Consider the following 25058-nt stretch of genomic DNA (forward strand, 5'->3'; position numbering starts at 1 on the left):
ATGTAATTTTTACACTACGGGTAAATCGCGGTATCTCTAAATAAAAATACTTACCAGTTTTCTATTTTTCATAATTAAAGTTAGACCCTCTATACCCAAAACTAATGATGAATTGATTTTGTAATTGCTCAACACTATTAACAAGAGGCTGAGATAGAGATTACCTAAATAAATAGAAAAGCTACCCGACCTAAAACGACTATAGAACTAGGCAAAATAAGCCTTGATAGTAAAGCTATGAAATAAAATCCATAAACTAAAAACCGCAGAGGAAACTACAAGTAATCAAGACTCTCCACTAACCAAGACTAGTTGAGCAATTACAAATAAACAAGGGAATACTGAAAGCAGGTAGTCTATTTTATTTATAATTTATGACAGCGAACAGTTATGAAGCATCAAAACACTTAGACCTGCAAGAGTGTCACAAACAGCTACAGCTAACGGTTCAATATCAAAAAATATTGGCGAGGATTCTGGCTAAGATTCGTGCATCTGTAAATATCGAATCTCTATGTTCGACTTCTTGCCAAGATATTTGTCGGCAATTGAAGATTGAGCGAGTTGCAATCTACCGCTTTAATGAAGATTGGAGCGGTAGTTTTATTGATCGCTTGGGCTTTGCAGAACATCCTTGGGATGCATTGACCGCCTTTGGACAGGACTTGGTTTGGCAAGATTCGCATTTGCAAGAAACCCAAGGCGGACGATATCGCAAAAATGAGCCGTTTGCTGTAGCTGACATTTACGATGCAGGGCACGCTCGCTGTCATATTGAAGTATTAGAACAGTTTCAGATTCGGGCGTATGCGATCGCACCGATTTTTATTGGTGCAAAATTGTGGGGAATGCTGGCAGCCTATCAACATTCCGCTCCTCGGCAATGGTGTCCTCACGAAGTTGAATTTTTCGCTCAAGCTGCCAGCCATCTTGGTCTAGCAATGCAGCAGACAGAAACCCTAGAACAAACCAAACAACGCACAGCAGAACTGCAAGATGCGATCGCACGGCAACGAGCATTAACTGAAGTAGTAGGAAATATTCGCTCCTCTGTGAATACCGAAATTATTCTAGACACTGCCTGTCAAGAACTCTGCAAACTCCTGAAGCTAGAGCGGTCAGCAATTTACCGCTTTAATGAAGACTGGAGCGGCGAATTTGTTAGCCAATTCGGCATGGTAGAGGCGCAGTGGGATAGAATCAATCCCTTTGGCAAAAATCTCGTTTGGCAAGATACCCACCTCCAAGAAACGAAAGGTGGACGCTACCGCAATAACGAAAGTTTTGTTGTCAACGACATCTACCAAGCCGGACATTCGCGTTGTCACATCGATATTCTGGAGCAATTCAAGATTCGGGCATATACCTTAGCGCCCATCTTCATCGGGCCAAAACTGTGGGGACTGATAGCAGCCTATCAACACTCCGGGCCGCGTCAATGGGCAAATTACGAAGTTGAATTCCTGGGACAAGTAGGGGCACAATTGGGAGTCGCGATTCAGCAAGCCGAGAATTTGGCTCAGTCGAAACAACAAGCTTCTGCCCTACAAGATGCGATCGCTCGGCAACGAGCATTAACTGAAGTAGTCGGGAAAATTCGCTCCTCTTTAAATATTGATTTAATCCTAAAAACCACTTGCCAAGAAGTATGTAAACTGCTGCGAGTTGAGCGGGTTGGCGTTTATCGCTTCAATGAAGACTGGAGTGGTGAATTCGTCAGTAATTTCGGCATGCTTGAGGCACAGTGGGACAGCATTAATCCCTTTGGCAAAAATCTCGTTTGGGAAGATACCCACCTTCAAGAAACCAAAGGTGGACGCTACCGCAACAACGAAAATTTTGCTGTAGAGGATATTTATCAAGCTGGACACTCGCGCTGTCACCTAGATATTTTGGAGCAGTTCAAAATTCGCGCTTATGCGTTAACCCCAATTTTTGTGGGACGGAATTTATGGGGATTGCTGGCAGCCTATCAACATTCTGCACCGCGCCAGTGGGATAGTGTGGAAGTGGAATTTTTGGGACAGGTTGCTAGCCAACTAGGAGTGGCACTGCAAAGTTCTCAAATGGTGACTCAAATTCAAACTCGCGCTGATGAACTGCAACAATCGGCTGAACAGCGCCGGATTTTATTTGATTTGGTCGTCAAAATTCGGGAATCTTTGGATTTGGAGACGATCTTTAAGACTACAGTACAGGAAGTGAGGCGATCGCTAAATACAGATCGAGTTGGCATTTTCCGCTTCGATCCTAATGTTGGTTTTTGCAGTGGTGAATTTATTGCTGAAGATGTGTTGCCCAAGTTCGATTCTGCCCTCGCCGTGAAGGTGCAAGACTATTGCTTTGGCGATCAATACGCACCCCAATATCGTCAAGGGGAAGTGCAAGTTATATCTGATGTCAACAGCGTTGGCTCCAAAGTACCTCATCTTGATGTGATTGAGCGATTCCAAGTCAAAGCACAGATTATTGTGCCGTTGATGGAAGGTGATGAACTGTGGGGGTTGTTGTGCATTCACCAATGCACTCATACACGTCATTGGGAAGAAGCTGAATTGGAATTTGTCACCCAAGTGGCGGCTCAACTCAGTGTAGCGCTGCGTCAAGCCAACCTGTTTCAACAATCCAGTTTGCTAGGTCAAACTCGTGAAGAAGCGAATCAACTCGCCCAGGCACTGAATGAGCTGCGTACTGCCCAAATGCAAATTATCCATGCTGAAAAAATGGCTAGCTTGGGGCAACTAGTGGCAGGAGTTGCCCATGAAATTAATAACCCGATTAATTTCATCCACGGCAACTTAGAACACGCTCACCAATACACGCAAGAATTACTTCGTTATGTGGAGCTTTTTTGGCATCATTATCCCGATGCTGCACCAGAGATCCAAGAGTTTTTCAATAAAGCTGAAATAGAGTATTTATTCGAGGACTTACCTAAATTATTTCAGTCCATGCAGGTTGGTACTGAGCGCATTTGCGAAATTGTTACCTCTTTGCGGAACTTCTCACGCCTAGATGAAGCTGACTTCAAGCCAGCAAATATTCACGAAGGCATCGACAGTACATTGATGATTTTGCAAAACCGTTTGAAGCCCTCAGCCGATAGCCTTACCATTCATGTGAGTAAAGATTATGCTACTTTACCTCTAATAGAATGCTATCCCGGGCAGTTGAATCAGGTATTTATGAATTTGCTCTCCAATGCCATTGATGCATTAGAAGAACGAACCACGCAGCAATCTTCTGAAGCACTGGCAAAAAACCCCAGCAAAATCAAAATTTCTACCTCCCTGCTCAATAAAGATTGGATTGTCATTCGCATCGTCGACAACGGACTCGGCATGGATGAAAAAGTTCTTTCTCGACTGTTCGATCCATTTTTTACTACCAAGGTTGTCGGTAAAGGTACAGGATTGGGATTGTCTATCAGCTATCAGATAGTTACAGAAAAACATAACGGCAAGATATACTGCCAATCTGAACTTGGTAAAGGTACAGAGTTTGTGATTGAGTTGCCGATTCGTCAGGTTGCAGCTAGAAAATCAGTAGCTAAAGTCAACGGATTAGACCAAGAATAAGCAAAGAGGCAAAGTGATGATTTTTGCCAACTCACCTGAAAAATTATCACTTAGCCCTCAGCACTGCTTTGATCACGGCAGTATTAAGGAAGTAGACGCAATTAAATATAAGATGTAGTAATTACGAGCGGAAGGAAGTCAAGCGTGGCAATCTCAGTCTTTGCGATCGCAACTCTTAGAGACGCTTTGCGAAGGCTGACGCCAACGCAATACGAACTATCTTATATTTAATCATTTATCGGTAGCGATAATATGTAAATCTATTTTTTGATGCCTAATTAACTCCATCAATCTTTGTGTGAAAGAACCTTTGAGCCATCTTTTCCATGAAGACTGCTGGCTCTCACCAATAATAATTTGAGTAATATGATAATCTATTGCAACTTGAGCAATTTTCTTGGCGATATTTTGGCTCTTGAAGTGTAAAAATTCGCCACCAAACTCTCGACATAATTTCTCGCAGATATCGATATGCAAACTTTCTTCTTTGGTGAGGAAACGTTCGGGATATGCTACGAACACAGTATATAGTCGCGCATTCATATAATTGGCAATGCGTGCGCCTCGACGTAGCAACTGCACGGAATCAGGGTAAGTAGATACACATACTAAAACTCGTTCGTGAACATTGCAATTTTGTCCTACTAAGCTGGAAGTGTTTGCTTCTTCCTCAACTGTATCTGCTACTTCTCTTAATGCTAGTTCCCTTAAAGCAATAAGATTACGACGCTGAAAGAAGTTTTTCAGGGATTGCTCGATTTTTTCAGGAGCATAAATTTTCCCTTCTTGTAAGCGCTCTTCTAAAGTTTCTGGAGTAACATCAATGACAACCACAGCATCAGCTTCATCAAGTACATAATCAGGAATACGCTCTCGCACCACCACACCTGTAATTCTTGCCACTAGGTCATTTAAACTTTCCAAATGCTGAATATTGACAGTGGAATAAACATCAATTCCAGCGGACAAAATTACTTCCACGTTCTGATAACGTTTTTCTCGTTGAGAACCAGGAACGTTAGTATGAGCAAGTTCATCCACTAGAACCAGTTGGGGAGAGCGTTGCAAAATTGCGTCTGTATCCATTTCCTGTAGAGTGACGTTCTGATGGATGCAGGCTTTTTGAGAAACTACCTCTATTCCAGCAGCTTTCATTGCCGTATCTTTGCGTCCATGAGTTTCTAAGACACCGATAACTACATCAATTCCATCTTGTTTGAGTTGATGTGCTTCTTCCAGCATTTTGTAAGTTTTGCCGACACCGGGAGCCATACCAATAAAAATCTTATGTTTCCCGCGTCGGTGAGGACGAATATAAGAACTATCAGGAGATGGGGTATGAGAATGAATCATTAACAAGATATTAGGTAAATTGACAATAGTTAATTTAGAAAGCTGGGAGAAAATGAGAGGGTTACTTTTTTTGAGTTAATCGTTTATTGGGACTGTAATCAGAGCAATTAATCGCTTCTTTTATTGACTCCTTCAAGAACTTAACTTGCAGGCTGTAAAGCATCCAAAGCCATATTTAGCTGCAAAACATTGATTCCAGGTTCACCAAAAATTCCCAGGAATCTGCCATCGATGTTTTGAGATACTAAAGTTTGAATTTGGGCTGGATTCAGATTACGGGCGCTGGCGATACGCCGCACCTGTGCTTGGGCTGCTGCAATACTGATGTGAGGATCTAAACCGGAGCCGGAAGTATAAACTAAATCAGCAGTTGGTTGTATATTGGCTTGTTTCAGCCGTGCTACATCCACTTGAATGCGTTTGAGGAGTTCAGGATTGCTGGGTGCGAGGTTGCTAGCTCCTGATACCCCAGTTTTTGCAACTTCTGGGGCTATGCTGTATTTTACAGTGCTGGGACGGCTCCAGAAATAGCGATCGCTATTAAAAGGTTGACCAATTAAGGCAGAGCCTACAACTGTACCTTGACTATTAGTAATTAAGCTACCGTTAGCCTGAAAAGGCAATGCTATCTGTCCACAAAGTAGCATAAATAAAGGATAGAGAAAGGCTGTTAGTAACCACAAAGCTAAAGTAGAACGAACAGCTTTATTGAGTTGGCTCATTAGAATTTCTCCGGTTGAAAAATGACTACGAACAAATAAATGCTCACACTCAAAGTCATGAGTCCTAAAAGGGCAATAGCATAAGATGCAGAACGTGATATTGCGAACGGTGTTGCGGCTTGTACTGCTGGTGCTAGAAATACATTCAAGCAAAGCAGTACAAATAGAGATAAAGGAATACGATTTGTTTTTTCACCAATAAAGTCAAATACATTCTTCATAATTAAAATAGTGAATTACAATGCAGAGTTTTGGACTAAGCTAGACCTATGAACACAATCAAAACATCAATTATTTTGATGGCAATGAAGGGAATCACAACGCCACCAAGTCCATAAATAAAGATATTGCGTTGCAAAAGTTGATCTGCGGTTAATGGTCGGAATTTAACCCCAGTCAGTGCTAAGGGGATGAGTGCTGGAATCACTAAGGCGTTGTAAATCAAAGCTGATAAAACCGCAGATTGGGTACTTGCCAAACCCATAATATTGAGAGTGCCAACACCAATGCCCGAAAATATTGCAGGAAGAATGGCAAAATACTTGGCGATATCGTTAGCAAGAGAAAAAGTGGTGAGTGCGCCACGGGTAATCAGTAATTGTTTACCAATAGTGACGATATCAATTAACTTAGTAGGATCAGAATCTAGGTCTACCATATTAGCAGCTTCTTTTGCTGCTTGAGTACCTGTATTCATTGCTACACCTACATTTGCTTGAGCTAAAGCTGGGGCATCATTAGTACCATCTCCAGTCATGGCTACGAGTTTACCTTGGGCTTGTTCTGTCCGAATTACCTCAATTTTGTCTTCAGGTGTAGCCTCGGCAATAAAGTCATCAACTCCTGCTTCTTCGGCAATCACAGATGCAGTAATACGGTTATCTCCGGTCAGCATAATGGTTTTAATTCCCATTCGCCGCATTTGATCAAAACGTTCTCGAATACCCGGTTTAATGATGTCTTTGAGATAAATTACACCAAAGATTTCATCATTTTTACAAAGTGCTAATGGAGTACCGCCTAATCGAGAAATTCGTTCAAAGGTGGTATCAAGTTCAGGAGTTAATTTTCCATTACGCGATCGCACAAATCCTTTAATCGCGTCCACTGCACCTTTACGAATTTGTACCTCGTTGGGTAAATCAGTACCACTCATCCGCGTTTTGGCAGAAAATTCGATACCTTCTGCTTGTTTAGGATCAAAATCTAATTTTGCCCCTAATTTTTCTGCCAGTTTGACGATGGATTTTCCTTCTGGAGTTTCATCAAATATGCTTGATTCTAAAGCAACCTTTGCTACCTTTTCCATAGAATGACCGTTAACAGGAATAAATTCTTCTGCCAAACGGTTTCCCAAAGTAATCGTACCTGTTTTGTCCAATATCAAGGTGTTGATATCCCCGCAAGCTTCAACCGCCCGTCCAGAAGTAGCAATTACATTAAACTGGGCGACTCTATCCATCCCAGCAATCCCAATAGCACTTAATAATCCGCCAATAGTGGTAGGAATCAGCGCCACAAGTAAGGCTATGAGTACGGCAATACTAATAGGCGAATCAATGTAGACTGACACCGTAGGTAAAGTGGCAATCACAACTAAAAACACCTGAGTGAGAACTGCCAACAAAACCGTCAAGGCGATTTCATTGGGTGTTTTGCTGCGAGAAGCTCCTTCTACTAAACTAATCATGCGGTCAAGAAAGCCTTGTCCAGGGTCAGCAGTCACCCGAATTATCAGTTCATCAGAGGTGATACGCGTTCCTCCAGTCACGGAACTAGCAATATCTGACCCTGGTTCTTTCAATACTGGTGCTGATTCTCCCGTGATAGCAGATTCATCCACAGAGGCAATACCTTTAATTACCTCTCCGTCAGCAGGGATAATATCTCCAGCAATTACCTTGATTTGGTCGCCACGACGTAGGGCTGTAGAACTAACCTCTTGGATGGAACCATCAGCAAGGAGTTTTTTGGCTTTAGCATCGGATTTTGTCGATCGCAAGGCATCTGCTTGAGCTTTGCCTCGTCCTTCAGCTACAGCTTCGGCAAAGTTGGCAAAAACAACGGTTAAGAACAGAATCAGGGTAATTAAACCATTGAATAATCTGGGATTGTCACCAGGTGTTGGGCCAAATAAGTTTGGTGCAATTGTGACCAGTGCTGTGATGATCGTACCCAACCAAACTACAAACATCACTGGATTTTTCAGCATATTACGCGGATGCAGCTTGACAAATGCTTGCTGAAATGCACGCCTGTAAAGTCCGGCTGATTTGGCTTTGGTTGTATGTTTGCGTTCTTGTCGCGGTTTTGTAGATGGTGTCATTGGTGATTAATTAATTTAAAAAGTTCACACATTCGCCGTTAGGCGTTCTTGTAAAATGGCGCAAACAAGAGAATATTTATCCACCTCTGGCAATCAGAAATGCTTCTGCTATGGGGCCTAAAACTAGTGCGGGAAGGAAGGTGAGAGCGCCAAGAATTAAAATTACTCCGCTTGTAACTCCTGTGAAGAGTCTAGTGTCAGTTCTGAGAGTGCCGGTGGTCATAGGAACAGGTTGCTTGCGGGACATACTATCCGCCAAAAGTAACAGTGCAATAATTGAGATATAACGCCCTGCCAACATACTGACACTGGCGCTGAGGTTCCACCACAGAGTGTTATCACCTAATCCTTCAAAGCCAGAACCGTTATTCGCTGCGGCGGAAGCGTATTCGTAAACTACCTGGGAAACACCATGAAAACCTGGGTTACTAATACCTGAAAGGGTATCAGGAAAACCGAAGGTAATAGCCCAAGGAATGAGAATAACAAAGGGGTGAACTAATAAGACAACGCTGGCTAGGACAATTTCTGATTTCTCGATTTTGCGTCCTAAAAATTCTGGTGTCCGTCCCACCATTAACCCAGTCAGGAACACCGCCAAAATTAGATAGATAAATAGGTAAGCTGTGCCAGTTCCTTGACCTCCCCAAATAATTTGCAAAAACATATTAAAGAGAGTTGCAAATCCACCTGGAGGCATTAAGGAATCATGCATACCATTAACAGCACCACACATAGTTGCTGTAGTGATGACTGCCCATAATGCTGTTTGTGCCCATCCAAATCGAACTTCTTTGCCTTCTAAGTTGGGTTGCTGTTCATCCAATAGTCGGTTAACAAGGGGATTCCCTTGAAATTCACCTACTGCGGCAATACCTATTAAAAATACAAAAATGACGAAGACCATCCAAAACACTAGCCATGCTTGTTTACGGTTATTAGCAAATATGCCGTAAGTGTAAATCAGTGCTGTGGGAATAGAAATCATTGCCCACATTTCTAATAAGTTCGTAAAGCCGTTGGGATTTTCAAAAGGATGGGCTGAATTGATCCCAAAGAAGCCACCACCGTTTTCTCCTAATTGTTTAATAATTTCAAAATGGGCAACTGGGCCAAGGGCAATTACTTGAGTTGCCCCTTCTAAGGTGGTTGCTGTGGCTGGGCCTGCCAAAGTTTCTGGTACACCCGCCAAGATTAATAACAAGCCACCAATCACAGATATGGGTAACAAAATTCGCGTGATTGACTTAATCAAATCGCTGTAAAAGTTGCCTAATGGTCTACCAGTTAAACCACGAATAAAGGCAATTCCTACTGCTAAACCCGTCGCCGCTGAAGTAAACATCAAGAACCCAAGGGCGAAAGTTTGACTAGCATAGCTAAAGGTTGTCTCACCAGAATAATGCTGTTGGTCTGTGTTGGTGAGAAAGGAAAGTGTAGTGTGCAGCGCTAAATCCCAACTTGGCGCACCTAAATTTGTAGGATTCAGCGGCAACCATCCTTGCAGCATCAGGATTAAATAAACTAAAATCCCCATGACGAGATTGCTATACAGTACTGCTTTGGCATATTGCCAACCTGTCATTTCTTCTTGGGGACGTATACCACTAAAGACATAAATAGCTTTTTCTAGGGGATTCATTAGCGCATCAAGGAGTGTTTTTTCTCCCATGAAAACACGAGCTATATATTTCCCCAGTAGGGGAGTAGTTGCTATGACTATCAGTAATGTCAAAGCAATTTGTATCCATCCTTGTAACATGAATTTAAAAAAGCTCCTGATACATTTTTATATTGTCGAATTTTTGATGAAACACTCTTTAGCTGAATAGAGAACTGGATGCTTTTTGTTAAGGACAAAATTTAGCAGGGGAACTGAGGCTGAACTTAAAGCAACAGCTAGTACATAATCTCCATGCCAGATGATGGGTTCAGCACTTGCTAGGATGACTTGATTATTTCTAACAATGCCGAGAAATATGCAATTTTCTGGCAATAATAAGCTAGTTAAAGCTTTGCCACAATGGCAGCTGTTACTCACAATTTTTACACTTGTTAAAGCTAATGCCATAACGCATTTTTGTAATTAAGAGAAAAATAAGAACAATGTTCTCTAGTTGTTACTAAATATAATCAACTAATTTATGAGCTAAAACAAGTAATAGAAGGGTATAAAATAGCGTTTATTTTTTGTTTATAGTGTTTATTAAACAATATATATCAAGCGTTTAAGACGTTTATTTTTAGGTAAATACTTCATTCATTGGTTAATAATTTGATATAATTAATTTAGGTAAATATGGTTTTTAGTTAAAATAATAAAAAAATTAACCATCATGCCCTAAATGGTAGATTTCAAAGTTAGATCACTTCATAAAGAATCGCCTTTAGGCAAATCTTTGCTAATTGCAGGTTTATTTGTAGTTGCACTAATTCTGGACTACTCTACACCAACTGAATATGTGTTTAGCTATCTCTACACAGGGCCCATTTTGTTAGCAAACTCCTGGTTAGGGAGACGTGGCACTTTTCAAGCTACCTTCGTTGCAGTATGCCTAACCATCCTGAATCTTGTAATGCCAGGTGGTGAAGTCATGAAGGTTTCTATGATCGCCAGTAGAGCGATCGCTGCGATCGCATTGATTGTCACAGGTGTTTTGAGTGATCGCCTACGTCGTTCGGAAGAAGCGATCGCCCTGACTCGTGCCAAACTAGAAGCTCAAGAGGAATTGTCCAGAGTGCGTGAAGATTTTGCTTCTACTCTCACCCACGATCTCAAAACTCCGTTGCTGGGAGCAATTGAAACTCTCAAAGCTTTTGAACAAGAAAAATTTGGTGCTGTCTCATCGGCACAGCAAAAAGTTTTAGCCACAATGACGCGTAGTCATCAAACTTCCCTACAACTGCTAGAAACTTTGTTAGATATCTATCGCAATGATACAGAAGGCTTAAAACTCAACTTAGCACCTATAGATTTGGCTATTTTGGCAGAAGAAGCTGCTAGTACTCTCTCGGAGTTAGCAGCTAGCCGTCGCGTTTATCTTTCACTTAACTATGGTGAATCTGATTGGCGGCGATCGCTATGGGTTAAAGGTGATGCTTTGCAACTTCAACGAGTTCTGACTAATCTTTTAGTTAATGCTATCAACCATTCTCGGCGCGGTGAGCGTGTGGAAATAGTATTAGAACCGCAAGCTTCCTATCAAGTAGTGAAAATTTTAGATACCGGTGCAGGTATTGTACCTGAACAATTCTCCCATTTATTTGAACGATTTTACCAGGGACATAGCCAACGCCAAGCTAAAGGTTCTGGATTAGGGCTTTACTTATCTCGGCAAATTATTGCAGCCCACGGCGGTATAATTTGGGCAGAGAACAGAGTACCTATTGGTGCAATGTTTGCTTTCAAGCTCCCCGTTTACCCATCTCAATCTTCTCTTACTGTGTGAGATGCCATCTACCCCAATCAAAATTCTCCTAGTAGAAGATGATGAACTTTTTCGTTTAGGTTTGCACGTGCGATTGCAACAAGAAACTGGCTTAGAGATTATCGCTGAGGCCGAAGATGGAGAAACAGCTATTGAGTTAATTAACCAAAAATCTTTCGATGTAGTGCTACTAGATGTGGGATTGCCAGGAATTGGGGGAATAGAGGCCTGTCGTCAAATTAAGCAGCAAAATCCTCAGTTACCAGTTTTAGTTTTGACTTCCCACTCTCAAAACTCTCTAATTGCCCGATTAATTGAAGCAGGCGCTCAAGGCTACTGCCTCAAAGGAGTGGCAGCAGAAAAATTAGTGCTGGCACTTCGTTCTGTCGCTGCTGGGGCATCTTGGTGGGATGAAACTGCAACTAAAGAAATTCGTTCTACTTTTGCATCTGATCCTGGAAAACCTAACTCAGAAAATATCTCAAAACTTTCCAACCCCCTAACTCAACGCGAACAAGAAATTTTATTACTGCTGGCAGCTGGAAAAACTAATCAAGAAATTGCTCTGGCACTCTACATCACACCTGGGACTGTGAGGGTTCATGTTCATGCGATTTTGCAGAAATTAGAAGTGCGCGATCGCGCTCAAGCTGTTGTTGTTGCTCTACAAAAAAGTTTAATTAAAGGACTTGTGTAGAAATAAAGGTAGGTATGTGGCAATACAGTTCAGTTAAGCTTTTTTCTCTCCCCCTGCTCCCTCTGCCTTAACAGATAAATTTGCTTAACCTAAGCGTATTGAGATATCTGGTTGCTACAGTCGGGGTGAAAAATATTAAGCTGGTAGATAGCACATTTAAAATTTAGCGGAAATTCGCGATGCCTGCGGCAGGCTACGCCGACGCATTCATCGGCGGTTTAGAATTTCCCATTGGCGAACTACCTGTAATTACATTATGTTTGATGCATTATCTGACCGTTTAGAATCCGCCTGGAAAAAACTGCGGGGACAGGACAAAATTTCTCAATCCAACATTCAAGATGCATTGCGCGAAGTGCGCCGCGCCTTGTTGGAGGCAGATGTCAATCTCCAGGTAGTCAAAGATTTTATTAGCGAAGTCGAAGCCAAAGCACAGGGAGCCGAGGTGATTGCCGGCGTGCGACCTGACCAACAGTTTATCAAAATTGTTCACGATGAACTGGTACAGGTGATGGGAGAAGAGAATGTTCCCATCGCAGAAGCCCAGGAACAGCCTACTATTATTCTGATGGCTGGGTTGCAAGGTACTGGTAAAACCACAGCTACCGCTAAGTTAGCCTTACATCTGAGAAAATTAGAGCGTAGCTGTTTGTTGGTGGCGACAGACGTATATCGCCCAGCAGCGATCGACCAGTTGCTAACGTTGGGTAAGCAAATTGAAGTACCAGTATTTGAACTAGGAAGCGACGCCGATCCCGTAGAAATCGCAAGGCAAGGTGTAGAACGCGCTAGGGCAGAAGGTGTAAACACAGTAATTATTGATACTGCTGGTCGTCTGCAAATTGACGAAGACATGATGGCGGAATTAGCCCGCATCAAAGCAACAGTCCAACCCCATGAAACTCTGTTGGTGGTGGACGCGATGACTGGTCAAGAGGCTGCAAATCTTACCCGCACCTTCCACGAACAGATCGGAATTACTGGGGCAATTCTCACCAAATTAGATGGTGATAGCCGTGGTGGTGCAGCGCTTTCGGTGCGAAAGATTTCGGGAGCGCCGATTAAGTTTGTGGGCGTAGGCGAGAAAGTCGAGGCACTGCAACCGTTTTATCCCGATCGCATGGCATCGCGGATTCTCGGTATGGGCGATGTGCTGACCCTGGTAGAAAAAGCCCAGGAAGAGTTTGACTTAGCAGATGCTGAGAAAATGCAGGAGAAAATTTTGTCAGCGAAGTTTGACTTTACTGACTTTCTCAAGCAGTTGCGGATGCTGAAGAATATGGGTTCTCTGGGAGGCTTGATCAAGATGATTCCAGGGATGAACAAGCTCTCAGACGATCAACTCAAGCACGGAGAAACCCAGCTAAAGCGCTGTGAGGCGATGATTAACTCCATGACTCGCCAAGAACGCCATGACCCCGATTTATTAGCTAGTTCTCCCAGTCGGCGGCGGCGGATTGCTGCTGGCTCAGGCTATAGAGAGTCAGATGTGACTAAACTGGTAGGTGATTTCCAAAAAATGCGATCGCTCATGCAGCAAATGGGTCAAGGCGGCTTCCCTGGAATGCCAGGAATGTTCGGCGGTGGTGGCATGGGCAACGCCTTCGCAGGTGCAGGCAATCGTCCCGCAGCCCCTGGATGGCGAGGTTATGATGGTGTCCCAGCCACAAAAAAGAAAAAACCCAAAGATAAAAAGAAAAAAGGCTTTGGCAATCTTTAGTCAAGAGTCATTGGTCATTGGTCATTAACCGATGACAAAGGACAAATGACTAATGACAAATAGCAGCAAATGCTAGGCAGTGCTAAAATTAGCATTTCGACCTCAGAATTTATCAGCAGAGGAAACTAACCTTCAATTTCTCGGCAGCAGCCAGATTTTAAGTTACTTCCTCACCAATTAGTTGCTAACTAATATCTAACAACAGGAGAATGATTCTTCAACCATGATCAAACTGCGCTTGAAACGATTCGGTAAAAAGCGGGAAGCAAGTTACCGCATTGTCGCCATTAACAACCTCGCTCGCCGCGATGGTCGTCCCTTAGAAGAATTGGGATTTTATAACCCCAGAACTGATGAAGTGCGACTAGACGTTCCCGCCATCGTCAAGCGACTACAACAAGGCGCTCAACCTACTGACACCGTTCGTCGCATTCTAGTAAAAGCTAATGTTTTTGAGCAGGTCAGTGCAACAGCCGCATCATAATTTCGGAACAAAACTCCCAACAGCTAGCCCCAACTATGTTGAGCTGGTTCGGTTTTTGGTGCAGCCGTTTTTGGAATCTCCAGAGACATTAAGTGTCGATTGCGAAATTTCTCAGGCCCTCAACCGGGTTTGGGTTCGCATCGCCTTTGAAAGCACAGATAAAGGAAAAGTGTTTGGTCGAGGGGGACGCAATATTCAGGCGATTCGGACAGTAATTGCCGCAGCCGCAGCCGCAGCTGGGCAATCAACATACCTGGATATCTACGGCAGCACCACGCCGGGCCGCGAGGGTATGTCTTTTGATGAAGACACAGAAGATCGATCGCCACCGCCGACTAAGAGAGAACCGCGAAATGATGGGCCTAAACCCATTGTTAAACCGCGCCTCCGTTAGGTTGAAACTAGAGAGCAAATCTGAGCGGTTGTTGTTACCTCCGCTCAGAATTTTTATAAAGATGGAAAGTAGCAAAAAGATTTTTAAATCTTTTTTTGGACTCTTCCCCAGTAGGGGCTATACCCTCACCCCCAGCCCCTCTCCCAAGATGGGAGAGGCAGGGTGGTTTCATACAAGCAGAGAAAAACTCAAACTGGGTTTCAAAGCCTCTCCCCCCGTGGGGGAGAGGTTTGGAGAGAGGGAAAAAGCTATGCCACAAAACGAGAAATCAAGACTTATGTATTTTTCTTTTTTCGTATGAAACCACCCTGCTCTCCCAAGATGGGAGAGGGGAGTAAATTCTCCAGTTCCTCTTCTCCCGATAGCGAGAAGGGGTTAGGGGATGAGGGCAAGCTGTACGCCCCTACGGATGATTAATTTGTTGCAAATATTTTTCAAAATGTAGGTAATAAAAGCATAATTTCGCCGTTAGCGAGAAAAAATTAACCTTTGTCAAATACAGATCCTCACCAATTAAGAAATACTATGGCAGGTGCCTTAACAATTCAGCTGCCGAATATTACCAGTGCGATCGCTCTAGCCGGAGATGGAGAAGAAAATCTCAAAATGCTATCTCGGCAAACAGGAGCTGCTTTAGTTCTACGTGGACAGGAATTAGTAATTTCTGGTACCGAAAAGCAAATTGATCTGGCTTCTCGATTAGTGCGATCGCTTGAAGACCTCTGGATTAAAGGCAATACTATTTCCAGTGCCGATATTTTAACAGCCCGTCAAGCCATAGATAGCGATCGCCAAGGGGAACTGCAAGATTTACAGCGAGATGTCCTTGCCAAAAGTCGCCGGGGTGAAGAAGTCCGTGCCAAAACCTTCCGCCAGCGCCAATATATTGACGCACTCCGTAAACGCGATCTCACCTTTGGAATTGGCCCTGCTGGTACCGGCAAGACTTATCTGGCTGTTGTTGTCGCCGTGCAAGCACTCCTTGCCAACCAAGTTGAAAAACTAATTTTAACTCGCCCTGCCGTCGAAGCCGGTGAAAAACTCGGTTTTTTGCCTGGAGATTTACAGCAAAAAGTTAATCCCTATCTTCGTCCACTTTACGATGCTATTTATGAATTCATCGACCCAGAAAAAGTACCCAGTTTAATGGAACGCGGTGTGATTGAAGTTGCACCACTCGCCTATATGCGGGGACGCACTCTCAATAACGCTTTTATAATTGTCGATGAAGCTCAAAATACTACACCTGCTCAGATGAAAATGGTTTTGACTCGTTTGGGTTTCCGTTCGCGGATGGTGATTACAGGCGACATGACACAAACTGATTTACCGCTTCATCAACAATCGGGTTTAGGAGTGGCTTTACAAATTTTAAAACACGTTGAAGGCATCGCCTTTTGCGAATTTTCCCAAAGAGATGTTGTACGCCATCCTCTAGTTCAGCGTATTGTCGCTGCTTATGAACAATACGAAAAATAGTCAAATGACAAAGGACAAATGATAAATGACCACAACATTGAAAGAATTTTTAGAAGCTTGCGAGACTCTTGGAACGTTGCGTTTAATTGTTACTAGCAGTGCTGCTGTATTAGAAGCACGAGGCAAAATAGAAAAGTTATTTTATGCAGAATTGCCTAAAGGTAAATATGCGAATATGCATACTGAAGGCTTTGAGTTTCACTTGAATATGGATAAAATCACTCAGGTGAAATTTGAAACAGGTGAAGCGAAGAGAGGTAACTTTACAACCTATGCCATCCGATTTTTAGATGATAAACAGGAATCTGCTTTAAGCCTGTTTTTACAATGGGGTAAACCAGGAGAATATGAACCAGGACAAGTGGAAGCTTGGGAAATTTTAAAAGAGAAGTATGGTGAAGTTTGGGAACCTTTACCAGCAGAAATTTAATACAGCTAAACTGATAGGGGTGGAGGAAATCGGATATCTGCACTGAACTGCTCGATATTAATGCTGCGATGAATCGGTAAAATACATTCTAAATTTTCGTGGGGACGGGGAATAATGTGATGAGAAAGTACCTCGCCACCGTCAACTCGCAGCACCGCCTTTAATCCTGCTGTCACTGCTACATTCACCTCGCCTATAACTCCTCGAATTAAGACAGTAATTCGTCCCAAATCAGTATTTTCATAACCAACAAGGGTTACACGGGCAGCTTTACACATGGCATCTCCCACTTCCAAAGCTGTGGGAACGCCATAAACTTCAATCATGCCTAATGCCAATGTCATGCTATCACTATAAATTCGGGATAGGGCTAATTATCTCACTACAAAGTTTTAATTTATTACAGAAAATTACTTACAGCTATTTTCAGATAAATAGACCACGCGGTAGGGGCGCAAGGCCTTGCGCCCCTACGACAGGTGTGGTTCAAATACATGAAAATTGCTGTAATTTATCATCGATAAATAATAAACATTAAATACAAAACTGCTAATGCTTGTAATGAAGGGAATTTGGAGTTTTTGCTTGCTGTTTTTATTCCTATTGTGGGGTGGTGAAGCTTTTGCAGGAGAGTTGTCTGAAAGGTTAGCAAATTTTCCCCAATGGGAAAAACTAACTTCAGTGCAACCGGCTTCGGGTGATTTGGTTTACCCTGAATGGATGGCTGGTACTTGGAAAGTTACAAGTACGTTAGTAGATTTAGCTGCGCCCTTAGCACCAGAGATTGTAACACCAGGGTTTGAAGGTAATCGCCGACAACTAAATCAACCTGTGAGTTTTGTAGTAAGATTTGTGAAAGAGCAACCATCTATTTCTCGGTTAAAAATACTTCCTCAGATAGGTTACAAATTCCCAATTTTAGTAGCGGATAGAGCATTTAATAGCTTGAATTTGGCAAGGGCTTATTTAGGGGATGAAGCAGTGTTATCAGTCAAAGTAGATCCAGATTCACCTAATCGTCAAATTACGTTCTTGCGTAGCAGTCGCCAACTAGTTTCTATTGTGACTGCACGTGCTACAGAAACTACCCCTGATGGCAAGTTCATTACCACAGAAGTGTTTCAACAACTATTTAAAGGTGGCTCACGCCCCTATTTAAACTCTGTAGAATCGACTACGGCTTATCATAAAGTTTCAACATTTAATCCAGCGATTGAAGCAGATCAAGTTACTGCTGTCTACCTTTCACCCCAAGATCCAGATTACTTTAAGGCGGGTTCTAAACCAGTTGCTCTCTACCGCTATCGCCTCAAATTTTTCCCTCAAGAACTACCAACTACTCCCAAAGAGTGATTTGTCATCTAGCTCTTGACTACTTTGTAACACGTTTGTAGTATATAGATTCCAAGTTTACGATCGCGCTCTTGGACGGTGTGCATCATGGCCAAATTTCAAGATATTGTCAATTACTTTCGCTCTTACTGGAAGCCGAGTGTTTTCAGTATTACAGCATCTAGCGTTTACGAAATTATTGATTTGGTTGTTCCTTATGCGATCGGGCAGATTTTAAACGTTTTGTCTGCTCAACCTTTGGACAAACCAATTCAAAGTGCGATCGCAACTTTTTCGGACATCACCAATTACCCAGTGAATAAAACTCTATCTTTGGGTGTATTACTGGGTTTAATTTTCGTTGTCACGGTAGTGAGAGCGCCAACACAACCCTGGTTAACCAATTGGTTTCATTGGGATATAGCCTTCAGGTCGCGTCGAGAACAAAACGAAACAGCGATCGCCAAAGTTCTTACTCTACCACTAGAATTTTATGATGAAAATAACCCTGGACGCATTGCCGGAAGAGTAGCTAGAGGTATTTCTAATCATACTTTTAGTTACCCTGAAGTTGCCGGACAGTTGATTCCTAAACTGGCTCGTGTGCTGGGTATTTTTGTGTTTATCTTGTTCATTGAGTGGCGGATTGCAATTTTATATCTAATTTCCTTTGTAATTATTCTCAGTTTCAGCTTGAGGAGTTTACAACAGCTAATTAGGTACGAAAGTCGTCTGGATAAGTATGGAGAGGACACCGAAAGCCGCACTTCCGAATTAATCACCAATATCAAAACGGTAAAAGCATTTGCTACAGAAGCTAGGGAATTGAAGCGGCAAAAGCAACGTTTGGATCGCGAACTAACGGTGCTTGATTATCGCATCCACAAAGGTTATACGATATTGGGTACTTGGCAAAGAACCGTAATTCAGTTTTGTGTATTTACAATTCTGGGTTTGACTTTAGCAGCAACAGTAAATGGCAGAATTTCTCTCGGTCACTTTGTCATGACCTTAACTCTTTCTAGCATGGCTTATGCCGAATTAGAACCTATCAGTAGCTTGGCAGAAGTTTTTGCTCGTCGTTATTCTCCTATGCTGCGGTTTCACGAATTTTTGCAAGAGCCAACTGCATCTGATTCAGCTAGTCTTTTAGAAGAAAGCAACCAGACAGAATCACCTTATAAATTTACTGGAAAAGTTGAGTTATCTCATATCAGTTTTGGATATGATGCCAACCGTCAAGTTTTGCAAGATATTAACTTGTTGATTGAGCCATACCAAACAGTGGCATTAGTGGGGCGTTCCGGTTCTGGTAAGTCTACTTTAGTAAAATTGCTGTTGCGATATTTTGAACCTCAAGCAGGTCAAATTCTGATTGATGGTCAAGATATTCGTACTTTGAATGTAGGTAAGTATAGACGGAGATTAGCGATCGTTCACCAAGAAGTAGACGTTTTCAACGGTACTATATTGGATAACCTCACCTACGGTAGACCAAATGCAACTTTCGAGCAGGTTCAGGAAGCCTGTAGAATTGCCAGAGTCGATGAAGTAGTGCAGCACTTACCCAAAGGTTATTACACTGTCGTGGGAGAACGAGGTGTCAGGTTATCTGGAGGACAAAGGCAACGCTTGGGAATTGCTAGGGCGTTGTTAGTGGAACCAGACGTGCTGATTTTTGACGAAGCTACCTCTAGTTTAGATTATGAGTCTGAGCGTTCAATTCAGCTAGCAATGCGATCGATTCAGGGTACTTGTACCACCATTGTGATTGCCCACCGTTTAAGCACAGTCCGAGAAGCTGATAAAATTGTCGTTCTAGAGCAAGGAAAGATTGTAGAAGTGGGTAGCCACGATGAACTTTTGCGTCACGAGGGTATTTACCGCCGCTTGCACTCCCTGCAAGAAACAGGAGAACTCCTGAGTTAGGGGACATACACATTTTGGATTTTGGATTTTGGATTTTGGATTGACCCCACAAATGAATCCGCCTGATTCAATCGACTTTATTCACAATAAGGTCGATTTTTTTATAGACATATTCAAAAATTAAATATGTGTTATCTAAAACCCTTGCGCGCCTATTCGGTGGTATAACTAATATTATCAAGTGGGGAATTTGCTCCTATTCCCCAAGAAAACTGTTAGCCATTGAAATTAGTTTTACGCGCTTGGATGAAGCGTGATAAGTAAAGTAAATAATCCATTGACTACTGCTGGAATACTAATCACTAGTCAAAGTCTTCCAATCAGAAAAAATTAAGATTTGCTCTTACCTGATTCTTTCTGTGCCGCCTCACTGTATTTTTTATAAAGTTGAGTACGAATTTTAGCTTCTTGATAACGGCTGTGGGTTTGTGGTACCGTACTCATTAAATCTGAAGCCCGTTGCCACTTAGCAGCAATCTCTAACCACTGAGTTGAGGTTGTAGCTGTTTTTCCAGATGCAGAAGCAAGGTTTGCAATTCGCACAGATATTTGAAATGGATCGTCAGAAGTCTCAGAAAAGCTATTGTTAGAAGCGCGAGACGGTGTTTGGGCTTTGCTATCGTTAGTGTTTTCTGTAGTTAAAGATTTGGAAGTTTCTGGTTGCATTAGGTTTTTCAATTTATTACCTAGCTGGGCATAAACAACCCAACTAAGCAATAACAGCGAGCATAAACCTGCTGCTGCTAATATCTTTGTTTTAGGTTTATTTTTGTATTTTTCTTTGTTAATGAGTACTAAAGGACGAGAGACTTGAGTTTTAGGATAATTTGGTTTTCCTAGTTCAGCTTGAGCTTCTGTGAAATCTTTAATTAATTGCTTTACAACATTTGGCTGAATTAATGTAATTTCCTGTGACCAAAGCAATTGATTTTCGCGATCGCTATCTATTTCTTTTAACCACAGCAATTGTTGTTCTCGAACAATCCGACTGTTGATCTTGACGCGGCGAATGTGACGTGGGGCGATAGACTCAAGAATTTGCTGGATTTGTTCTACCAGGGGAGATTGCTCAAGTTGCTCTACTTTAGCTGCCTCGCACAGAATTTGTAAGACACCATCAGAAAAAATGGCTCTGGTTCTGACACAAGACTGGGCTAGCTTTTCGTTCAATAGCTGAATAATCGCCGCAACGCTGCCTTGGTGAGCTTGCCAAGCTATATCGTTTATCCGGTCTACCATCTGAAATTTAGTGATAGCTCTTCCACCCTGACTGATTAACGTATTCATTAATTTAGGGACTCTTTTCTACTGACCTTGATCTTGTCTTCGATTTTACGAGTAAAAAGATGAGTTGCCAAATAATATCATAAATATGGAAATTTGGAGCCTTCCTTTTCGGTTTGCTAAGGACGCTCATTGACGCTCAGTTAATTTGTACGCTTCTACGCCTTGAAAACGTGCAATTCTCGGACTGAAACTCTACTTTTTAGGTAACGCCCATGCTGACGGACGAGTTACCTGTTTGACATATTACATTATCGTGTCTTTTTGCGACAGTGCGAAACAGCCGCCATATGCGATCGCAAATGTATAGCTAGATAGTATCAGGGTCAACGCCAAGCGATCGCAGTTGTTCCTTCAAACTTTCCACCTGCGACTGTGCTTGTTCCCTCGCCAATCTTTCCTGTTTCAGTGCTTCTGCCAACTCCTCTGGAATCAGCAACTTTTCTCCAGTGTCTTCTCGATAAAAACCAATCAGTTGCCCCTCTATTTGCAAGCGCAGCTGCAAAGGTTCACATCGACTATCTGTAATTGGCTCATATACCTCGCCTCGCAGCCGATACCCTTGTAATTGCTCCTTAATCCACTCTCCCTTGGGGTCAAATAACCAGTATTCCAATACCCCTAACTGCTCATACAGCGTCTTTTTGAAACCTGTATCCTGGTTTTTAGTACCCTCGGAGGTCATTTCAAAGATGACTACAGGCACTTGTCCCTCTTCCCATATCTTGTAATTATCCCGACCTCCAGGAGCGACATTAAAAATCACCATTACATCTGGAGCTACCCGTAACCTCGGAAAACCCTGAGCATAATAAAGAAACTGGTTACTCAAAACCGTTGCTTGCCGACCCAGTAAATATTGCCTCAATACTTCTAAAGTTACCAGTAGAGCATATAAATGAACATAACTTTCTGCCAATGGTTCACCATCCGAGCTTGGGTAAAAAACTTCTGTTGATCGAGAACTGGGTAAGAGGCTAGTCACGTCGCTTCGCTCCGAATTCAAAATTCAAAATTAACAATTTCCATAAATAAATTTAATTGCCTGTATCCTTTTCTGTTTCGGTCATCATTAGCCACCTGTTGAGAAGATGCCTGGATGATTATATTATCTCAAGGACTTTCCTTGAAATTTCTAGAACTGCCGAGTAAATGAAGGAGATAAAGGTGATGAGAGAATAACCATGTCCAATGTCCCTCCAGAGTGCTGAGTAATGAGTGCTGTTAGCGGGCGTTTTGCCCAATGCCCAATCCCCAACAATTTTGTTCAAATACCAAACAAAATAGTCATATCGGGATACTTTTGTGAGGAATTATCGTTTTTTTTACCTTTTTGCCACAATGGCAATACTAAATAGCACAGCGATCGTTACATTAGAAGATATATAAATAAAAATCAACAATGATTTTTTTTCGTTCGCAGTTCACACAAAATCATGAGTGCAAGTACCATTATTTCCGATAATCCCTTACTCCAAGGCACTGGTTTACCTCCCTTTACAGAGATTAAACCAGAACGAGTTGTACCAGCCTTCAATCAGTTGCTAGCAGAACTTGACCAGCAACTTGCCACCTTAGAGGCTTGCGTACAGCCGACTTGGAGTGGTTTAGTAGAACCCTTAGAAAAGCTGACAGAACGGCTTACCTGGAGTTGGGGGGTGGTAAATCATTTAATGGGTGTTAAAAATAGCCCGGAACTGCGCGAAGCTCATGAAATCGTACAGCCACTAGTTGTACAATTTATCAACAAACTCGGTCAAAGCCAACCCATCTACAATGCTTTTAAGGCACTCCGTAGCAGTGATAGTTGGGCAACTTTAGAATTAGCCCAACAGCGCATTGTAGAAGCCGCCATTCGAGATGCAGAACTTTCTGGTGTTGGCTTAAAAAAAGAGGCAAGAGACCGTTTCAACGCCATTCAGATGGAGTTAGCAGAACTTTCTACTAAATTCTCTAACCATGTACTTGATGCCACGAAAGCCTTTAGCTTAACCCTGACAACAAAAGCAGAAATTGACGGTTTACCACCAAGTTTGGTAAGTTTAGCTGCTCAAGCGGCTCGTGCGGCAGGAGAAGAGAACGCCACACCAGAAAATGGCCCTTGGCGCATTACTTTAGACTTCCCCAGCTACGGCCCTTTTATGCAGCACAGCACCCGTCGAGATTTGCGTGAAAAGCTCTACAAAGCTCATATCACTCGCGCTTCTAGTGGCGATTTAGATAATAACCCGTTAATTGTGCGTATTTTGGAGTTACGGCAAGAACTTGCAGATATACTTGGCTTTAAGAGTTTTGCCGAGTTGAGCCTTGCAAGTAAAATGGCTCCTAATGTTGAGGCAGTTGAAGCACTATTAGAAGAACTACGCCAGGCCAGTTATGATGCTGCTGTCAAAGACTTAAAAGAACTCCAAGCTTTTGCTACATCTTATGGAGAAGAATATCAGGATTTAAAACATTGGGACATCAGCTTTTGGGCAGAACGCCAACGAGAAGCAAAATTTGCCTTTACCGCTGAAGAATTACGTCCCTATTTTCCCCTTCCCCAAGTGCTAGATGGCTTGTTTGGACTTGTTAAGCGGCTGTTTGGTGTTACAGTGACCCCTGCTGATGGTCAAGCCCCAATATGGCATGAAGATGTCCGTTATTTCCAAATAGCCGATGAAACTGGTTCTCCCATCGCTTACTTCTACTTAGACCCCTATAGCCGTCCAGCAGAAAAACGCGGTGGTGCTTGGATGGATGTATGCATCAATCGTGCCAAAACTGAAAATGGTGCAACTGTCATCCGTTTGCCTGTGGCCTATTTGATATGTAACCAAACTCCCCCAGTAGATGGCAAGCCGAGTTTGATGACTTTCTATGAAGTAGAGACTTTGTTCCACGAGTTTGGTCATGGATTGCACCACATGCTCACCAAGGTTGACTATGCGGGAGCCGCAGGTATCAATAATGTAGAATGGGATGCAGTGGAACTACCGAGTCAGTTTATGGAGAACTGGTGTTATGAGCGACCCACTTTCTTTGGCATGGCTAAACATTACGAAACTGGAGAAGCTTTACCAGAGCATTATTATCAAAAGCTGCTAGCGGCGCGTAATTATATGAGTGGTACTGGTATGTTACGGCAAATTCACCTTAGCAGCGTTGATTTAGAACTACACTACCGCTATCGTTCCGGCAGCAATGAAACTCCAGCAGATGTGCGTCATCGCATAGCTAAAACTACTACTGTTTTACCACCACTTCCAGAAGATTCAATCTTGTGTTCTTTTGGGCACATTTTTGAAGGTGGTTATGCAGCAGGTTACTACAGTTATAAATGGGCTGAAGTCCTTAGTGCTGATGCTTTTGCTGCTTTTGAAGAAGCTGGGCTAGAAAATGAAGAAGCAATAAAAGCTACAGGTCTCCGTTATCGGGATACGGTGCTAGCACTTGGTGGTAGCAAGCATCCAATGGAGGTGTTTAAAACTTTCCGGGGTCGTGAACCAAGTACGATCGCTTTGCTCAGGCACAATGGTTTAGTAAGTGCTGCTGCAAACTAAATAATATCAAGTCCGGGTAATTAGTTATGATTCCCACTGTCATTGCACCCCACCCCAACCTCCCCGCAGGCTACAGTGTACACACATCCTGTCAATTAAGCCCAAACCTTGGATTTACCCCCCTTAATCCCCCCTTGCAAAGGGGGGAAATCGGTTCTCCCCTTTACCAAGGGGGAGTTAGAGGGGGTGAGAAGGACTTGTGTGTACACCGTAGCCGCAGGCGGGGAGGGGAGACAAAGCACAGCTTTGGCGGGGTGGGGTTCTTCGGGTTTAATAAGCAATCAAGCGGACATGACATAACACATCTGTGGAGATGTTGTATTGCAACGTCTCTACAATTAAATATTGGCTTAACTAAAC

Annotated in this window: 20 protein-coding genes; 11 read left to right on the plus strand and 9 right to left on the minus strand. The window is 42.7% G+C overall.

Features of this window, described 5'->3' with window-relative positions; genetic code table 11:
* The first annotated feature begins 374 nt into the window (after positions 1–374).
* On the plus strand, positions 375–3578 hold the full coding sequence (locus RMY16_RS15835) for a GAF domain-containing protein (RefSeq protein WP_322737201.1): 3204 nt from the start codon (positions 375–377) through the stop codon (positions 3576–3578).
* A 231-nt stretch (positions 3579–3809) separates the two neighbouring features.
* On the opposite strand, the gene RMY16_RS15840 is transcribed toward RMY16_RS15835, so the two are convergent.
* The 6 genes from RMY16_RS15840 to RMY16_RS15865 form a co-directional block, all read right to left on the minus strand.
* Entirely contained in the window at positions 3810–4931 is a 1122-nt protein-coding gene (locus tag RMY16_RS15840; RefSeq protein WP_322737202.1) for a sensor histidine kinase KdpD, read from the minus strand.
* 140 nt (positions 4932–5071) lie between these two features.
* Complete coding sequence (gene kdpC, locus RMY16_RS15845; protein ID WP_322737203.1) at positions 5072–5653, minus strand: K(+)-transporting ATPase subunit C; 582 nt, start codon at positions 5651–5653, stop codon at positions 5072–5074.
* Positions 5653–5874 (minus strand): potassium-transporting ATPase subunit F, encoded by a 222-nt coding sequence (locus RMY16_RS15850; protein WP_322737204.1) that lies wholly within the window; start codon positions 5872–5874, stop codon positions 5653–5655. The genes kdpC and RMY16_RS15850 overlap by 1 nt, the downstream gene beginning before the upstream one ends.
* A gap of 35 nt (positions 5875–5909) precedes the next feature.
* Positions 5910–7979, minus strand: coding sequence for a potassium-transporting ATPase subunit KdpB (gene kdpB / locus RMY16_RS15855; protein WP_322737205.1), 2070 nt, complete (start codon positions 7977–7979; stop codon positions 5910–5912).
* Positions 7980–8055: 76 nt separating this feature from the next.
* On the minus strand, positions 8056–9741 hold the full coding sequence (kdpA, locus tag RMY16_RS15860; RefSeq protein WP_322737206.1) for a potassium-transporting ATPase subunit KdpA: 1686 nt from the start codon (positions 9739–9741) through the stop codon (positions 8056–8058).
* Between the two features lie 27 nt (positions 9742–9768).
* On the minus strand, positions 9769–10050 hold the full coding sequence (locus RMY16_RS15865) for a TrkA C-terminal domain-containing protein (protein WP_322737207.1): 282 nt from the start codon (positions 10048–10050) through the stop codon (positions 9769–9771).
* Positions 10051–10324: 274 nt separating this feature from the next.
* Here RMY16_RS15865 and RMY16_RS15870 point away from each other — a divergent pair, with 274 nt between their 5' ends.
* The 7 genes from RMY16_RS15870 to RMY16_RS15900 all read left to right on the plus strand — a co-directional run bounded on the left by RMY16_RS15870 (position 10325) and on the right by RMY16_RS15900 (position 16611).
* On the plus strand, positions 10325–11428 hold the full coding sequence (locus RMY16_RS15870) for a HAMP domain-containing sensor histidine kinase (protein ID WP_322737208.1): 1104 nt from the start codon (positions 10325–10327) through the stop codon (positions 11426–11428).
* Position 11429: 1 nt separating this feature from the next.
* A complete protein-coding gene (locus RMY16_RS15875; protein WP_322737209.1) occupies positions 11430–12104 on the plus strand; it encodes a response regulator transcription factor in 675 nt (224 codons plus the stop codon).
* Positions 12105–12360: 256 nt separating this feature from the next.
* Positions 12361–13824 (plus strand): signal recognition particle protein, encoded by a 1464-nt coding sequence (ffh, locus tag RMY16_RS15880; protein ID WP_322663292.1) that lies wholly within the window; start codon positions 12361–12363, stop codon positions 13822–13824.
* 223 nt (positions 13825–14047) lie between these two features.
* Positions 14048–14308, plus strand: a complete 261-nt coding sequence (gene rpsP / locus RMY16_RS15885; protein WP_292783039.1) for a 30S ribosomal protein S16 — start codon at positions 14048–14050, stop codon at positions 14306–14308.
* Positions 14271–14702, plus strand: a complete 432-nt coding sequence (locus RMY16_RS15890) for a KH domain-containing protein (protein WP_322663291.1) — start codon at positions 14271–14273, stop codon at positions 14700–14702. The genes rpsP and RMY16_RS15890 overlap by 38 nt, the downstream gene beginning before the upstream one ends.
* 525 nt (positions 14703–15227) lie before the next feature.
* Positions 15228–16181: a PhoH family protein gene (locus RMY16_RS15895; RefSeq protein WP_322663290.1), complete on the plus strand. Its 954-nt coding sequence runs from the start codon at positions 15228–15230 to the stop codon at positions 16179–16181.
* Positions 16182–16206: 25 nt separating this feature from the next.
* On the plus strand, positions 16207–16611 hold the full coding sequence (locus RMY16_RS15900; RefSeq protein ID WP_322737210.1) for a ChuX/HutX family heme-like substrate-binding protein: 405 nt from the start codon (positions 16207–16209) through the stop codon (positions 16609–16611).
* A gap of 5 nt (positions 16612–16616) precedes the next feature.
* Here RMY16_RS15900 and RMY16_RS15905 read toward each other — a convergent pair whose 3' ends face one another.
* On the minus strand, positions 16617–16955 hold the full coding sequence (locus RMY16_RS15905) for a carbon dioxide-concentrating mechanism protein CcmK (RefSeq protein ID WP_322737211.1): 339 nt from the start codon (positions 16953–16955) through the stop codon (positions 16617–16619).
* 208 nt (positions 16956–17163) lie between these two features.
* Here RMY16_RS15905 and RMY16_RS15910 point away from each other — a divergent pair, with 208 nt between their 5' ends.
* Positions 17164–17964 carry a DUF6816 family protein gene (locus RMY16_RS15910; protein WP_322737212.1) on the plus strand — a complete coding sequence of 267 codons (801 nt, stop codon included), beginning with the start codon at positions 17164–17166 and terminating at the stop codon, positions 17962–17964.
* Between the two features lie 87 nt (positions 17965–18051).
* Entirely contained in the window at positions 18052–19872 is a 1821-nt protein-coding gene (locus RMY16_RS15915) for an ABC transporter ATP-binding protein (protein ID WP_322737213.1), read from the plus strand.
* A gap of 330 nt (positions 19873–20202) precedes the next feature.
* On the opposite strand, the gene RMY16_RS15920 is transcribed toward RMY16_RS15915, so the two are convergent.
* A complete protein-coding gene (locus RMY16_RS15920) occupies positions 20203–21159 on the minus strand; it encodes a hypothetical protein (RefSeq protein WP_322737214.1) in 957 nt (318 codons plus the stop codon).
* Positions 21160–21466: 307 nt separating this feature from the next.
* Positions 21467–22141 (minus strand): Uma2 family endonuclease, encoded by a 675-nt coding sequence (locus RMY16_RS15925; protein WP_322737215.1) that lies wholly within the window; start codon positions 22139–22141, stop codon positions 21467–21469.
* Positions 22142–22592: 451 nt separating this feature from the next.
* Between RMY16_RS15925 and RMY16_RS15930 the strand changes: the two genes are divergently transcribed.
* Positions 22593–24698 carry a M3 family metallopeptidase gene (locus tag RMY16_RS15930; protein WP_322737216.1) on the plus strand — a complete coding sequence of 702 codons (2106 nt, stop codon included), beginning with the start codon at positions 22593–22595 and terminating at the stop codon, positions 24696–24698.
* Positions 24699–25058 lie beyond the last annotated feature (360 nt).

This window comes from Nostoc sp. DedQUE12b, assembly GCF_034530835.1.
GTDB lineage: Bacteria > Cyanobacteriota > Cyanobacteriia > Cyanobacteriales > Nostocaceae > Nostoc.